The sequence below is a fragment of the Nocardia sp. NPDC006982 genome, from assembly GCF_042869435.1.
In the GTDB taxonomy this organism is placed as follows: Bacteria; Actinomycetota; Actinomycetes; order Mycobacteriales; family Mycobacteriaceae; genus Nocardia.
The window spans coordinates 762,683-778,018 of sequence record NZ_JBIAFV010000002.1; the positions used below are offsets into that span (position 1 = coordinate 762,683).

A 15,336-nucleotide genomic window follows, 5' to 3' on the forward strand; every position below is an offset into this window, starting at 1 on the left:
GAGCTACACCGGAACCGGAACCGAAAGCAGCAGTGACGACATGACGCCCTCGGTCGTCACGCCGTCCAACTCCGCCTCGGGCCGCAGATGCAGCCGATGCCGAAGTACCGCGACCGCGACCGATTTCACATCGTCCGGCGTCACGAACCCGCGCCCGTTCAGCCATGCGAACGCGCGCGAAGCCGCCATCAGCGCGGTCGCGCCGCGGGTGGACGCACCGTGCTGGACCGCCGGGGAGTTGCGGGTGGCCCGGCAGATATCCACCGTGTACGCGAGCACCTCTGGACTGATGGTGACGCGGGTGATCGCCGCCCGCGCCGCGGCGATATGCGCCGGACCCGCGACCGGACGCAGACCGGCGGCGGTCAGATCGCGCGGATCGAAGCCGCCCGCGTGCCGCTGCAGAATGCGGAATTCGTCGTCGCGCCCGGGCAATTGGATATCGACCTTGAACAGGAACCGGTCCAGCTGTGCCTCCGGCAGCGGATAGGTGCCCTCCTGTTCGATCGGATTCTGGGTGGCGACCACGACGAACGGGTCCGGCAGTGGCTGCGGCTTGCCGTCCACCGAGACCTGACGCTCCTCCATCGATTCCAGCAGCGCCGATTGGGTTTTCGGTGGCGTGCGGTTGATCTCGTCGGCGAGCAGCAGATTGGTGAAGACCGGGCCGTGCCGGAAGGTGAATTCGGTGGTGTGCGGATCGTAGATCTGCGAACCGGTCACATCGCCCGGCATCAGGTCCGGGGTGAACTGGACCCTGGCGTGTTCCAGATCCAGGGCCGTCGCGAGCGCACGGACCAGCAGCGTCTTCGCCACGCCGGGAACGCCTTCCAGCAGCACATGGCCGCGGCAGAGCAGGGCGAGCACCAGGTACATGATCGCGGTGTCGTTGCCGATCACCGCCTTGCCGATCTCGGCACGCAGTGCCGCGAATGCGGCGCCCGCCTCCTCGGCGGTCGGGGTGTGGTTGGTGTCCGTGCTGGTCATCCGACCTCCGCCTCTATCCATTCGAGTTGTGTGGCAACGAGTTGCAGGGTGCTCGCATCGGGCACCGGTCCGTACAGCGCGGCGCCGACCATGGCCGGATCGACCCGGGTCCGTGCGGCGACGGTCGCGACAAGCCGATCCGGGGTGACATCGGTGCCGACGCCGAGCATCGGGCGGATGCGGCGCAGGGTGGCGGCGCGCAGCCGGGCCGCGACATGTTCGTGGTCCTTCGACCGGCGATAGAGCGCCGCCTGGCCGCCGAGCAGCTCGTTCGCGGCCACTTCCACGGGTCGCGGTTCGCCGACCAGCGCACCGCGACGACGCGCCCGCCACCACACCAGCACCGCCGCGGCGATGAGGAATTGCAGGCCACCGAAGGCGACCGGTGCGGGCAGCCTGCCGAAGATGGAATCCTGGCCCGCGCCGAAGCCGGAGTCGTCGCGGTTGTCATCCGGATGGTGTTCGGGGGGTTTGGGCGGCGGAATATCCGGCGGTGTCGGCTTATGCGGCGCGGGCGCGGCACACGAATTCAACACCGCGTACAGCAGCACGACCAGCGCGATGGCCGCGAGCAGCGCGGCCCAGAATTTCGGGTTGCGCAGCAGGTCCGGCAGCGGCGGAAGTTGTCTGCGGGTCTTGGTCTTCTCGGTGATCGTCGCTTCGACCGGTTCCGGTGCGGGCGGTGGGGCGCTGCGCGAGTAGCGGTCGGCATATTCGAGGCGGCGGTATTCGTCCTCGGTGGCGCGGCGGCCGCCGTACACGACCTCGTCGAAACTGTGTGCGGCCGGGTGTAATTCGCTCGCATGCTCGAGCGGCAGCGCGGTGGTCGCGTCGTCGGCGGTTTCCCGCGCGGTCCGCGAGCGGCGGACCTCCAACATGCCGCGCTGTTCCAGGCCGCGTAGTACCGCGCGGAACCGCTCGCGTAGCGCGGTGTCGAAATCCCGGTGCAGTGCGGCGTTTTCGGCGGCGTCGCGGTGGGCGTCCGCGGGTCCGAGTCGCGGGGGTGGCGGCGGGGCCGTGGGTTCTGTCATCGTTTATCCGTCCCGGGGACCTGGATATCGAGCCCCTCACGGCGGCACCGGCGATCCACATACGAGACCACCCGCGTCGCCGACTCGACCACCTCACCGAAGGCGATGATCAACAGCGCCGACGTCGACAGCAGGACGATGACCTGCCAGCGATGGGTGCCGGTGAAATCCGAGAGGTACCACGGAATGCCGAGCAGCGGCACGGCGACGAGGACGACAAGGGCGCGGCAGGCGAACCACAATCCGGTTATCGACGACTGCGCACCCTGGACGAGCAGCTTCGAGCGCGCGACCGCACCGGCATGGGTGGTTCGTTCCACGAAGATCACCGGCACCGCGACGAACCGTCCGGCTCGCAGATAGCCGAGCCAGATCAGCGCGAACGGATAGGTGATGATCAGCAGGCCGCCGATGATCAGCACGCCGATGCCGACCAGCGTGAACAGCACGTGGAAGGCCAACAGCGGACCGGCGACCGCACCCACCCGGCCCAGCGCGGTGCGCCAGCCGATCGGCGATCCGGCGACGGTCGCGAGTCCGAGGGCGACCGTCATCCCGCGCAGCAGGAACCGCAGCAACCAGGCGGCGGCCGCCGTCGACAGGATCGCCGCCCACGCGGTGCCCGCGTCGGAGCCGTCGGTGAGATAGGAGATCCCGCCGGTGACCGCGACGACCAGCAGTTCGGCCAGGACGAGTCCGATCGCGGTCGTGCCCGCCAGCACGACGACATTCGCCTGGATCAGCGCGAACGGCTCGTCGAGCAGTTCGCGAAAGCTCAGTGGGCGGATCGGCACCGTCGTTCCAGGGGAGGTTGGCACCGGATCGTTCCCCGCCCCGACGGCACCGGCCGACTCGGCGGCTGGTAACACGCGGCCGAGTCTAGCCGTCGGCGACCCGCCAGGTGGGGCGCAACATACAGGGGATCAACGCTCGAGCAGTCGGTCCACGACTTTTCGGTACCGCGTCGGGTCGACCGGCGCAAGACCGAGCAGTGCGCGCAGGTAAACGCCGTCGCCGACCAAACGGATGATGTCGGCCCGCACCGGATCCTCGATGTCGGTGTCCAGGCCCTGCGACCAACTGTTCATCATGTCCGATAGCGCCTGCTGCACCTCGTCTGTCTCAGGGCCGGAGTTGGCGTCGATGGTGCGCATGGCGGCGACCATTGAACGGTAGAGCGCCAATTCGAGCGCGTCGGCGGCGCTGTTCGGATTCGGGGTCTGCAGATACCACTCGGCCACGGATGAGCCCTTCGCGACGGCGGCGCCGAGTTGTTCTTCGGCGCGTTCGCTCAGTCGGCGCACCAGGCCGGCGAGCAGAGCGTCCTTGCTTTTGAAGTGGTACAGCAGGCCGCCTTTGGAGACCCCCGCGGTCGCGGCGACATTCTCCAGGGTCACCTGGGACATGCCCTTTTCCAGCAGCAGGGTCTCGAGCGCGTCCAGGATCCGGTCGCGGGTGTTCGCTGTCACTCCGGTCACTATACCGGCTGGACGGTAAGGTCAATCTACTGTACCGTCTGGACGGTAAGAAGACCCAGCGATGGAAGTCGAGAAGGTGATGACCACACAGATCGAGAAGGACACCGGGTTGGTGCCGCGTGCCACGGCGCGTGATTGGGCCGGTCTGGTGGTGCTGGCCTTGGCTCTGCTGCTGCTCGCCGTCGACGCAACCGTGCTCGATCTCGCGGTGCCCGCGATCAGCGAGGAACTGGCGCCGACCACGCCGCAGCTGCTGTGGATCATCGACGTGTACTCGTTCGTGCTGGCCGGACTGCTTGTCGTCATGGGCAATCTGGGGGACCGGATCGGACGGCGCAGGTTGCTGTTGATCGGCGCCGCCGGATTCGGTCTCGCCTCGTTGCTCGCCGCCTGGTCGGTCGATCCGGAGATGCTCATCGCCGCACGTGTGCTGCAGGGTGTCGCGGGTGCCACCCTCATGCCCGCGACACTGGGTCTTATCCGGTCGATGTTCCTTGATCCGCGACAGCGCACCGTCGCCATTTCCGTCTGGTCCGCGATGGCAGGCGGCGGTGCGGCGGCCGGTCCGCTGCTCGGCGGCTGGCTGCTCGAGCATTACTGGTGGGGTTCGGTATTCCTGGTAAATCTGCCGGTGATGCTGGTGCTGCTCGCGGTGGGGCCGGTACTCGTTCCGGAATCCCGTGACCCGAAGCCCGGTCGCTTCGATCTGGCAAGCGCGGTGCTGTCCATACTGGCCATGGTGCCGGTGGTGTATGCGGTCAAGGAGTCCGCGGCGCACGGTATGAGCCCGCGGCTCTTGGTGATCGGTGCGATCGGCGTGATCGCGGGCGTGCTGTTCGTGCGCAGGCAGCGCGCTCTGGCGCATCCGATGCTCGATTTGAAGCTGTTCGCATTGCCTGGGTTCCGCACTGCGGTGCTCATCAGTCTGCTCGCGGTATTCGCGCTGGCCGGTGTGCTGTTTTCCGGTTCGCAGTATCTGCAGTTGGTGCTGGGGCGTTCGCCGATGCAGGCCGGATTGCTGCTGCTGCCCGGTCTCGGGGCGAGCGTATTCGCCTCGCTCGCGGCGGCCTGGATGGTTCGGGTGCTGCGTCCCGGAGTGGTGCTGGGTGGTTCGCTGGTGCTCGCCGCGGTCGGTGCGGCGCTGTTCCTGTGGCTGGGCTCGGATGCGGCGACCAGTACGGTGCCGTTCATCCTCGGGTTCCTGTTCATCGGGGCGGGTGTCGGTGTGGCGCTGACGGTTTCGTCCGATCTGGTGGTGAGTTCGGCTCCTGCCGAAAGGGCCGGTGCCGCCGCGGCGGTTTCGGAGACCGCCTACGAGAGCGGCATCGCACTCGGTGTCGCCATCCTCGGCAGCGTGACCATGGCGGTGTTCCGCAGCGGGCTCGATCTGTCCCAGGTTCCAGCTGCGCAAACCGAGGCGGCGTCGGAATCCCTCGGCGGTGCTACCGAATTCGCGCGTCAGCTGCCGGAATCGGTGGCCGATGGATTCCTGATCTCGGTGCACGACGCCTTCATTTCGGGCGTCCACGCGGCTGCTATCGCCACTGCGGTCGTACTGTTGATCGCTGCTGTGGTGGCCTTCCGATTGCGGAGGACACGCGGGTAGCCCATCGCAGCCGAGGAGATTTCGCCACTGTCGCGAAGATCGAGGTCACCGCGAGCGGCGGGATCTCGGAGGCGGCCAACCGCCGTTCCTGGAGCGTTCGCCGACGCGGTCGAATACTCACTAGGCCAGGGCAGCCGCCATCGAGCAGGCCGAGTCCGCGGGCTGGTCGCCGATGCGGGGTGCGGAGATAGCGGCTCAGGTAGCTGGTTTCACCCGGTCAGCTGGGGCGAAGTGATGGGTGTCGTCCTACAGTGGCCTGCCCAGTTGGGTCTGTGTTATCCGGCCGCGGAGGGTGACGGACTCGCCGAGCTGCCAGTGCGTTGCCTCGGACGGATCGGCGGCGGCGATGGTCGACGCCGAGGTGAGCAGGCGGTTGGGGTCGGTTTTGGCGAGTTCGCAGAGTCGGGCGGCCTCGTTGACCGCATCGCCGATGACGGTGAATTCGTAGCGTTGGTGCGCGCCGACATTGCCAGCGACGACGCGGCCCGCGGCAACGCCGATGGCGGCGGTGAAATCGGAGGCCTTGGCCCGCAAGCGGTTTCGGATGGCGCGGGCACACGACAGGGCCGTGCCCGCCGCGTCGTCGAGCGGTGCGGGCGTGCCGAAGACGGCGAGTGCGGCGTCGCCCTCGAACTTGTTGAGCAGGCCGCCGCATCCTTCGACCTCGTCGACCACGATCTCGAAGAAACTGTTCAGGATGGCGACGATTTCGGTGGCGGGACGGGTGGCGGTCATGGTCGTCGAGCCGATGATGTCGATGAACAGCACGGCCGCCTCGCGTTCCACCCCACCGAGATTCGGCTCGCGCTCGAGCGCCGCCTCCGCCACCTCGTGGCCGACATGTCTGCCGAACAGATCCCTGATCTGTTCGCGCTCACGCAGTCCCGCCACCATGCGATTGAATCCGCTTTGCAGCTCACCCAATTCGGTGCCGTCGTACACGGTGACCGCGACATCGAGATCGCCGTCCTCCACCTGACGCAGCGCGCGGCGCACACCTCGAATCGGTGCGACCGTCGCCGAAAGCGTCTGCGCCATCAGCAATAGACCGAAGCAGAGCCCGGCCCCGCCGAGCGCCAGCATGCACACCGCCAACCGCGCCGTGCTCATGGTGTCCATGGTCAGCGCCATGATGGCGAGCACCATGGAGCCTGCGACCGGCACCGCGGAGCCGAGCGTCCAGGCCAGAATCGACCGGCCGAAGACACCGATCCCGCGCCGCCGTCGTGAGGCGGCCGCCTGCAGGACCCGCGCGGTCGAGGGGCGCAGCGCGAACTCGATGATCAGATAACTATTGGCGGACACCACGATCGCACTGATCCCGATGCCGAAGACGATTTTCGGAATCAGCGCCGGATCCGACAGTCCGTACAGCGTGGTCAGCAGCGCCATCCCGCCCAGCCACAGCACCGCCTGGCACCCTACGAGCAGCATCGGCACCCGCGTGGCCGCGATCTGTTCCGCCTCGTTCGGCACCTGATCCGGATCGATGGCCCAGCGCAACGCACGCAGCCCGCGGGTCGTGCCCCACCACATCCCGATCAGCAGCGCCAGCACCCCGTACAGCGGTGTCGCAACGAAATTGAGCAGCACCAGCCGCCTGGTGAACACCGTCGGGCCGGGCAATACGAAGCCGATCAAGGCGATCGAGACCGTAATACCGGTGACATTCGCGATCAACAACGGCACAGTCAGCAGCAACTGCACCCGAATCCGCCGCTTCCCTGCCGACTCCGCCGCCGACCCGAGCAGCCGCGACCCCCAGGGGGCAGCCCCCGCATCCGGCGCGGTCCGCAAGTCACTGTCGGGCATGCGTTGCAGACTATGCGCCGCAGTGGAGTCAACGGTGCCCGCATCAAGCGGCCGCCGGTCGAGCTGGCGGCAGCAGCCTCTCGGACCGGGGAGCGACTTCCGCTGGCAGCAGGGCACCACACCGAGCCCGTCGAACAAAGCCGGATGAACCAGATGTGGCTACTGCGGCCGATCGAAGGGCCTCGTGCCGCCGATGGCGTCATCCGTCAGGCCGCACGACCGGCTGCTGGATCGTGCAGGTCAGTTGGCGGCAACAGTTCCCAGGGGCCCGGAGCGACTGCGGCCCGCAGTTGGCACCACATAGCACCCGCCGAACAATCGGTACACCAACGTGGAAACGGCGGCTGATCCACGGGCGTCCGGTCTCGGACGGCACCATCTGTCAGGCCATGAACCGGCTGCTGCAGATCAGTTGGCGGGCGGCAGTTCCCTTGGGCCGCGGTGGCCGGGGAGTTCGTTGCGGGGGCGGGTCGAGAGTTCGTCGTGGCGGTCGGATTGGGGGAGGGCGGAGTAATAGGGGTTCTGGGTGTAGTCCGCGTCGACGACGGTGGCTGCGACTCGTTGGGCGTGCCAGGACTCGGGGGTGGCGGGCAATTGGTAGCCAGGGTGCGCGGGCTGCGTCATGGCCGGGGCGTGCGAATCCTGGGAGTCGACGGTCACCTTGCGGGTGCGGCGCAGGGTGAAGGTGATCTCCTCGACCTCTTCGAATGCCTGGCGTGCGGTGCGCAGCGGGTGGGTGGCGGTGTCGATCGCATTGGCGACGAACGCGGGCACCAGCGGTCGGATGAAGCGGGCCGCGGTATCGGAGAACGGCACGGTGCCGATCAGCGGAAGTTCCAGGCCGCCGCTCCTGGGTGCGGCCGAGGCGGTATGCGGCACCACCGCGCCTGCACCGCCGGTCGGTGCGAGCGCGCCCGCACTCACGGTGGCCGGAAGATTGGGGGTCACCTCATGAGACACGGAGCTGTCCTCTCGGTCGCCAGCCGTTCCGGCTGGAAGTTCACCTGGTCCCGGGTCCGTGATGCCGATCTCCAATCCGCCGATGGCGGCGATGATCCGGGTGCGCTGACGCTCCCGATCGATGGCGGTATCGGCCTCGACGGCCAGTCGGGCGGCGGTCAATTGTTGTTCGGTGCGCAGGTTTTCGGCCTCGGCCCGCACCTCGGCACGTTTCACCGCGATGGCGGCGTCGGCGCTGCGTTCGGCGCGGTCCTGCACGGTGTGGAAGGCCAGTCGCCGATCGAGTGAGGTCTCCCCGCGCCACCACCGCAGGATCAGCGGCAGCAGCGCGAGCAGGACGAAGGTGAGGATGCTCAGCACCCGCAGCAGGAACGCGCCCGCCGTACCGGTGGTGTAGTCGTTCATGGCCAGCCAGCGTTCGCCGAGGCCGCGATCGGCATCGGCGAACGCGGCGGAACCGGCGGTGTCGAGGGCCTTCTGGTCCTCGGTGATCCGCTGGTCCAGTCCGGCGACCCGATCCTGCGCCGCGGTCAACTGCTTGCGCGCGTCATCGAGCATCGCGTTGGCGGTCTGCGATTCGGGACCGCGACCGGGTACACCGGTGATCCGGGTCTGCGGGCATTCCGGCGTCGGGTTGTATTCGCAGCGCGCGATCACCAGCGCGTGGTCGATATCGGCCTGCGCCTCGGTAATCGACTGGTCCAGTGCGGCGCGATCGCCCTTCGCACGCTCGAGTTCGGTCCGCGCGGTGATCACGGCAGGTGCGGAATCGACCGCACGCTGCGCGTTTTCATCGAGCAGCCGATCGATGGTGCCGCCGAACAGCACCGTCGAAGCGAGTTCCGCGACCAGTACCCCGGCCACCACCGCGACCGCGATCCGTCCGGCGAGGCCGCGGCGATCCGGTCCACCGGCGGGTCGTGCGGTCGCCAGGGCACGGGCCACCGCACCCGCCAGAAGTGCGACGACAAGCGCGACGAACACGATCGCGAACAGCGGCATGGCATCGGCCGTGGCGAGCGCGACCGTGCCGACGATCCCGGCCACCGCCGCGAACAGCAGTACAACGGCGCCGCTCACGGCATAATCCGCCCGCTCATGCGGATAGTCGATTTCGGTCCCACCCTGCTCGCGCCCGAGACCTCCACCGAGCCAGGTGAACAAGCCGGTGACTGTCATGGGATCCCACATCCTCTACATCCCAAGTCAAAGTGGCGGCCTGCTAGCGACTGCTTGCAGGTCGCATGAAAACCCGCCGAAGCTGTCACTGATTCGTTGTCACAGCGTGACAGGCGCGACCGCGACACACCGAGCACGCGGCCCGGGATGTGGTCAGGCTCACAGAATTCGGTATGACCGCCGGACTTGTGCGCCCGCTCACCCTTAATCTGGCAGGAATGACCGCACCGGAACGAGCCGACGAACGGGGTGTTGCGAGTGTTTTTCCGAGGCTCGGCAAGGGTTTTGGTGTGTGTGGCAGCGGCTCTGTTGATGGCCGCCCCCGATAGCCGTGCGCAAACACTCGATGACGATCCGGCCTTGGATCGCATCGTCGCTCTGGTGACCGAACGCCTGGATACCGCCGACGCCGTCGCCGCGGCCAAATGGGCGACGGCCGCGCAGAACGGCGGCAGGCCCTCGATCGACGATCCGGAACGCGAAGCGCAGGTATACGGCGCGATGGTGCGTCTCGGCGCCGACCGCGGACTTCCGGAAAGCTGGATATACCAGGTGTTCTTCGGACAGATCGAGGCCAATAAGATCGTCCAGCGGGGCCTGGTCACCCGGTGGCGCTTCGATCCGGCCGCGGCGCCGAGCACGCCGCCCGACCTGGCGTCGGTGCGCCCGGTGATCGACCGGGTGAATCTGGAAATCGTCGACCAACTCGCACTGCGCCGCGCCGAGCTCACCGGTCCGAACTGTGTCTTGCGCCTGGCACCGCCCGTTTTCGGGATGCTCGCGTCGGGCCGCGATGCGCTGCATCAGGCGGCGCTGGTCCGTGCCGCCGCCGCGCTGTGCGGTCCCTAGACGGGTGTGCTGCCAGCCGCAAGTCGTCGGCACCTGGTGTCGCTCGAGGTAAATGTGTTGTAAACCACTCGAATTCGATTGCTGGAAATGTGCTGAATCCCACATCAAGCAAAAGAGTCCGGACGGTCGGATCGGGTTGTGTGCTTGTCACACCCCTGTCGGAAATCTCTCATCCAGCCCGCTGGCGAGTTAGCCACCGCGGATCGGGTTTGCCTCGACCGAAGCAGGGGAAATCCACTTCGATGCAGGTGAGCGCCGGTTCTCGGGGTGTGGGGTGCGGCGTGGTGCGGGTCCTGGGCACCCATTCTCGCTGGTTGGCACCCGGTGCCAAGGGGATCGATCGCACCGCGTTCGCTGCTTTACACTGGACGACGCGCACACGTGGAGGACCAATTGAAGAAGCCCAGCTAGACCCGGTTATTAGCACAACCTAAGTTGGTTGGGCCCAGGACCTGACTTATCGTTTGCTCTTAATGCCGAACACAACAATGTTCGGCAATAGCGCCCGCTCGGGCTCGGAAATCCGGTGCCCAAGCGTAGCGGGCGCGCACCCGTGCGGAGGTAAGGAACACGTAAGCGTTCCGTTACCGACGAGCACCCCTACGTCATCGCAGCGGGTGGACAACTGGAGACGTGACTGCACGAAGAAGACCATCAGCGCGGCTGGTTTCGCAACGTACAGGCGCAGTCTTGACGGAGGCAATCGACGAAAGGCCCCTTTCCCATAGGCCGATTCATCGAGGCCGACTTTCTTGAAGGCAGAGGCATGACGCAACTTCCTGGCCACAGGTCCCCCGGACCCATCGGGCTCTATGACCCGGCGAACGAGCACGACGCCTGCGGTGTCGCATTCGTCGTCGACATGCACGGCCGCCGCAGCCGCGACATCGTCGACAAGGCTATTACGGCTCTGTTGAACCTGGAGCACCGCGGTGCCGCAGGTGCCGAACCCAATAGTGGTGACGGCGCCGGCATCCTGATCCAGATTCCGGACCGGTTCTTCCGTGCCGTGGTCGATTTCGAGTTGCCGCCGGAGGGCTCCTACGCCACCGGTATCGCCTTCCTGCCGCAGGCCCGCCGCGAGGCGACCAAGGCCGCCTACGGCCTGGAGCGCATCGTCGAATCCGAGGGTCTCGCCGTGCTCGGCTGGCGCGAGGTGCCCACCGACGAGTCCACCCTGGGTGCGCTGGCCCGTGACGCCATGCCGACCTTCCGCCAGATCTTCATCGGCTCGCCGAAGGGTTCGGCCGAGCAGCTGTCGGGCATGGATCTGGAGCGCCGGGCCTACGTTGTGCGCAAGCGCGTCGAGCACGAACTGGGCAAGGCCGGTGCGGGCGAGGGCGCGGTCGGCAAGGAGTCGGTGTACTTCCCGAGCCTGTCCGGTCAGACCTTCGTCTACAAGGGCATGTTCACCACTCCGCAGCTGCGCGCGTTCTACCTGGACCTGCAGGACGGCCGGATGGAGTCCGCCCTCGGCATCGTGCACTCCCGGTTCTCCACCAACACCTTCCCGTCGTGGCCGCTGGCGCATCCGTTCCGCCGGGTCGCGCACAACGGTGAGATCAACACCGTCACCGGTAACGAGAACTGGATGCGCGCCCGCGAGGCGCTGCTGCGCTCGGATGTCTTCGGCATCGATGAGGCGGGCAACAACCGCCTGCAGAAGATCTTCCCCGTCTGTACCCCGGGGGCGAGCGATACCGCGCGCTTCGACGAGGTGCTGGAACTGCTGCACCTCGGCGGCCGCAGCTTGCCCCACGCGGTGCTGATGATGATTCCCGAGGCTTGGGAACGCAACGAGAACATGGACCCGCAGCGGCGGGCGTTCTACCGCTACCACTCGATGCTGATGGAGCCGTGGGACGGCCCGGCATCGGTGTGCTTCTCCGACGGCACCGTGGTCGGCGCCGTGCTCGACCGCAACGGTCTGCGCCCCAGCCGCATCTGGGTCACCGATGACGGTCTGGTCGTCATGGCCTCCGAGGTCGGTGTCCTCGATATCGATCCGGCCAAGGTGGTCCAGAAGGTGCGGCTGCAGCCGGGCCGCATGTTCCTGGTCGACACCTCGCAGGGCCGCATCGTCGGCGACGAGGAGCTCAAGAGCCAGCTGGCCGCCGAGCACCCGTACCAGGAATGGCTCGATGCCGGCGTGACCAAGCTGGCCGATCTGCCCGACCGTCCGCATGTGCACATGTCGCACGATCGCGTGCTGATCCGCCAGCAGATCTTCGGATACACCAATGAAGAGCTGAACCTGCTGATCTCGCCGATGGCCAAGACCGGCGGTGAGGCGCTCGGCTCGATGGGCACCGACACCCCGATCGCGGTGCTGTCCTCGCGCCCCCGGCTGCTCTTCGACTACTTCTCCCAGCTGTTCGCACAGGTGACCAACCCCCCGCTGGACGCGATCCGCGAAGAAGTGGTGACCAGCCTGCGCCGGGCCCTCGGCCCGGAGGCCGACCTGCTTCATCCCGGCCCGGAGTCCTGCCACCAGATCACCATCCCGCAGCCGATTCTGGACAACGACGAGCTGGCCAAGCTCATCCACATCAACGACGACGGCTCGCATCCGGAGCTGCGCTCGGTGGTCGTGCACGGTCTGTATCCGGTGAAGAAGGGTGGCAAGGGCCTGCGCAAGGCGCTCGAGGCCATCAACACCCAGGTCTCGGCCGCCATCGAGGGTGGTGCGCGGATCATCGTGCTGTCCGACCGCGAGTCCAATGAGAAGCTGGCGCCGATTCCGTCGCTGCTGCTGACCTCGTCGGTGCACCACCACCTGGTGCGCGAGCGCACTCGCACCATGGTCGGCGTGGTCGTCGAGGCCGGTGACGCCCGCGAGGTGCACCACATGGCCATGCTGGTCGGCTTCGGCGCGGCCGCGATCAACCCGTACATGGCCTTCGAGACCATCGAGGATCTGCTCGAGCGCAGTGGGCTGCAGATGCCGGGCAGCACCGGCGATCTGGCCGCCGATTACCGCAAGGCCGTCGCGAACTACAACAAGGCCGCGAGCAAGGGCGTGCTGAAGGTGATGTCCAAGATGGGCATCTCCACTATCGCCTCCTACACCGGCGCGCAGCTGTTCCAGGTGATCGGCCTGTCGCAGGAACTGGTGGACGAGTACTTCACCGGCCTGCGTTCGCATCTGGACGGCATCGGCCTCGACGAGATCGCCGCCGATGTGGCAGCACGGCACACCGTGGCCTTCCTGGAGAACCGCAACGAGCGCGCGCACCGCGAGCTCGAGGTGGGCGGTGAATACCAGTGGCGGCGCGAGGGTGAATACCACCTGTTCAACCCCGACACCGTCTTCAAGCTGCAGCACGCAACCCGCAGCGGTCAGTACTCGATCTTCAAGGAGTACACCAAGCTGGTCGACGATCAGTCCGAGCGGCTGGCCTCGCTGCGCGGTCTGTTCAAGTTCCGGACCGGCGAGCGCAAGCCGATCTCGATCGACGAGGTCGAACCGGCCAGCGCCATCGTCAAGCGGTTCTCCACCGGCGCGATGAGCTACGGCTCCATCTCCTCCGAGGCGCACGAGACCCTGGCGATCGCGATGAACCGCCTCGGCGGTCGCTCGAATTCCGGTGAGGGCGGCGAACATCCGGCCCGCTTCGAGGTCGAGGAGAACGGTGACTGGCGGCGTTCGGCGATCAAGCAGGTCGCCTCGGGTCGCTTCGGTGTCACCGCGCACTACCTGACCAACTGCACCGATATCCAGATCAAGATGGCGCAGGGCGCCAAGCCCGGTGAGGGCGGTCAGCTGCCCGCGCACAAGGTGTACCCGTGGGTCGCCGAGGTGCGGCACTCGACGCCGGGTGTCGGCCTGATCTCGCCGCCGCCGCACCACGACATCTACTCGATCGAGGATCTGGCGCAGCTGATCCACGACCTGAAGAACGCGAACCCGCAGGCGCGGATTCACGTGAAACTTGTTGCGGAGCCAGGCGTCGGCACGGTTGCGGCCGGTGTGTCGAAGGCGCACGCCGACGTGGTGCTGATCTCCGGCCACGACGGTGGTACCGGCGCCTCGCCGCTGACCTCGCTCAAGCATGCTGGCGGTCCCTGGGAGCTCGGCTTGGCCGAGACCCAGCAGACGTTGCTGCTCAACGGACTTCGCGATCGCATCGTCGTGCAGGTCGACGGCCAGATGAAGACCGGCCGCGACGTGATGATCGCCGCACTGCTCGGCGCCGAGGAATTCGGTTTCGCCACTGCGCCTCTGGTGGTTTCGGGCTGCGTCATGATGCGGGTCTGCCACCTCGACACCTGCCCCGTCGGTGTCGCGACGCAGAACCCGGTGCTGCGCGAACGCTTCACCGGCAAGCCGGAATTCGTCGAGAACTTCATGCTGTTCATCGCCGAAGAGGTACGGGAACTGCTGGCGGAGTTGGGCTTCCGCACCCTGGACGAGGCCATCGGCCGGGTCGATATGCTCGACACCTCCCAGGCCAAGGCGCACTGGAAGGCCAGCAAGCTGGACCTGTCGCCGATCCTCGACGATGTCGAGACGGCATTCATGCGCCAGGACCGGTACTGCACCAAGACCCAGGACCACGGCCTGGACCGGGCGTTGGACGTGCAGTTGATCGCGCAGAGCGCCGATGCGCTCGAGCGCGGCCAGGCGGTGAAGTTCGAAACCAAGATCACGAACGTGAACCGCACCGTCGGCACCATGCTCGGCCATGAGGTGACCAAGCTCTACGGTGGCGCGGGCCTGCCCGACGACACCATCGACATCACCTTCACCGGTTCCGCGGGCAACAGCTTCGGCGCCTTCGTGCCCGCGGGCATCACGCTGCGGGTGCAGGGCGACGCGAACGACTATGTGGGCAAGGGGCTTTCCGGCGGCCACCTGATCGTGCGCCCATCGCTGAACGCACCGGCCGACTTCGTCGCGGAGCAGAACATCATCGCGGGCAACGTGATCCTGTTCGGCGCCACCAGCGGCCAGGCCTTCATCAACGGTGTGGTCGGCGAGCGGTTCGCCGTGCGCAACTCGGGCGCCATCGCGGTGGTCGAGGGCGTCGGTGACCACGGCTGTGAGTACATGACCGGTGGTCGGGTGGTCATCCTCGGTGAGACCGGCCGCAACTTCGGCGCCGGTATGTCCGGCGGTGTCGCGTTCGTCTACGACCCGAACGGCACCTTCGAGGCAAGGCTCAACCCCGAGCAGGCCGACGCGGTCGAGCAGCTCGCCGGTGACGACTTCACCTGGCTGCGCGACATCGTCACCCAGCACCGCGATCAGACGGGTTCGGCTGTCGCCGAACGCATTCTGAGCGACTGGTCCCAGCAGGTGAACCACTTCGTGAAGGTTATGCCGCGCGAATACAAGAAGGTTTTGCTCGCGATCTCCGAGGCCGAGAAGAACGGCACGGACGTCGACGAGGCGATTATGGAGGCGGCACGTGGCTGACCAAAAAGTTCTACA

9 protein-coding genes are annotated in these 15,336 nt (G+C 67.0%); 3 read left to right on the plus strand and 6 right to left on the minus strand.

The window, feature by feature from the left end:
• Window positions 1-3: 3 nt before the first annotated feature.
• From ACFYOW_RS12410 to ACFYOW_RS12425, 4 genes are read right to left on the minus strand one after another with little or no spacing between them, the layout of a single operon-like run.
• Window positions 4-987: a MoxR family ATPase gene (locus tag ACFYOW_RS12410; RefSeq protein ID WP_040685688.1), complete on the minus strand. Its 984-nt coding sequence runs from the start codon at window positions 985-987 to the stop codon at window positions 4-6.
• Window positions 984-2,018: a DUF4129 domain-containing protein gene (locus ACFYOW_RS12415; protein WP_387287149.1), complete on the minus strand. Its 1,035-nt coding sequence runs from the start codon at window positions 2,016-2,018 to the stop codon at window positions 984-986. The genes ACFYOW_RS12410 and ACFYOW_RS12415 overlap by 4 nt, the downstream gene beginning before the upstream one ends.
• Window positions 2,015-2,887, minus strand: a complete 873-nt coding sequence (locus ACFYOW_RS12420; RefSeq protein ID WP_387287151.1) for a hypothetical protein — start codon at window positions 2,885-2,887, stop codon at window positions 2,015-2,017. The genes ACFYOW_RS12415 and ACFYOW_RS12420 overlap by 4 nt, the downstream gene beginning before the upstream one ends.
• Before the next feature lie 54 nt (window positions 2,888-2,941).
• Entirely contained in the window at window positions 2,942-3,487 is a 546-nt protein-coding gene (locus tag ACFYOW_RS12425) for a TetR/AcrR family transcriptional regulator (protein ID WP_387287153.1), read from the minus strand.
• Window positions 3,488-3,557: 70 nt separating this feature from the next.
• On the opposite strand from ACFYOW_RS12425, the gene ACFYOW_RS12430 reads away from it, so the two are divergent.
• Entirely contained in the window at window positions 3,558-5,102 is a 1,545-nt protein-coding gene (locus ACFYOW_RS12430; RefSeq protein ID WP_387287155.1) for an MFS transporter, read from the plus strand.
• Window positions 5,103-5,348: 246 nt separating this feature from the next.
• Here the strand turns inward: ACFYOW_RS12430 and ACFYOW_RS12435 are convergent, their stop codons facing one another.
• Together ACFYOW_RS12435 and ACFYOW_RS12440 are read right to left on the minus strand one after the other, a co-directional pair.
• Window positions 5,349-6,914, minus strand: coding sequence for an adenylate/guanylate cyclase domain-containing protein (locus ACFYOW_RS12435; RefSeq protein WP_387287157.1), 1,566 nt, complete (start codon window positions 6,912-6,914; stop codon window positions 5,349-5,351).
• A 408-nt stretch (window positions 6,915-7,322) separates the two neighbouring features.
• Window positions 7,323-9,053, minus strand: coding sequence for a DUF4407 domain-containing protein (locus tag ACFYOW_RS12440; RefSeq protein WP_387287159.1), 1,731 nt, complete (start codon window positions 9,051-9,053; stop codon window positions 7,323-7,325).
• Window positions 9,054-9,365: 312 nt separating this feature from the next.
• Here ACFYOW_RS12440 and aroQ point away from each other — a divergent pair, with 312 nt between their 5' ends.
• Together aroQ and gltB are read left to right on the plus strand one after the other, a co-directional pair.
• Window positions 9,366-9,902 (plus strand): gamma subclass chorismate mutase AroQ, encoded by a 537-nt coding sequence (aroQ, locus tag ACFYOW_RS12445; RefSeq protein WP_387287161.1) that lies wholly within the window; start codon window positions 9,366-9,368, stop codon window positions 9,900-9,902.
• 766 nt (window positions 9,903-10,668) lie between these two features.
• Window positions 10,669-15,321, plus strand: coding sequence for a glutamate synthase large subunit (gene gltB / locus ACFYOW_RS12450; RefSeq protein ID WP_387287163.1), 4,653 nt, complete (start codon window positions 10,669-10,671; stop codon window positions 15,319-15,321).
• Window positions 15,322-15,336: the final 15 nt, after the last annotated feature.

Bases quoted from the DNA above. Each gene is read 5' to 3' on its own strand.
- ACFYOW_RS12410 (WP_040685688.1), bottom strand. From the start codon at position 987: ATGACCAGCACGGACACCAACCACACCCCGACCGCCGAGGAGGCGGGC.
- ACFYOW_RS12415 (WP_387287149.1), bottom strand. From the start codon at position 2,018: ATGACAGAACCCACGGCCCCGCCGCCACCCCCGCGACTCGGACCCGCG.
- ACFYOW_RS12430 (WP_387287155.1), top strand. From the start codon at position 3,558: ATGGAAGTCGAGAAGGTGATGACCACACAGATCGAGAAGGACACCGGG.
- ACFYOW_RS12435 (WP_387287157.1), bottom strand. From the start codon at position 6,914: ATGCCCGACAGTGACTTGCGGACCGCGCCGGATGCGGGGGCTGCCCCC.
- ACFYOW_RS12440 (WP_387287159.1), bottom strand. From the start codon at position 9,053: ATGACAGTCACCGGCTTGTTCACCTGGCTCGGTGGAGGTCTCGGGCGC.
- aroQ (WP_387287161.1), top strand. From the start codon at position 9,366: ATGGCCGCCCCCGATAGCCGTGCGCAAACACTCGATGACGATCCGGCC.
- gltB (WP_387287163.1), top strand. From the start codon at position 10,669: ATGACGCAACTTCCTGGCCACAGGTCCCCCGGACCCATCGGGCTCTAT.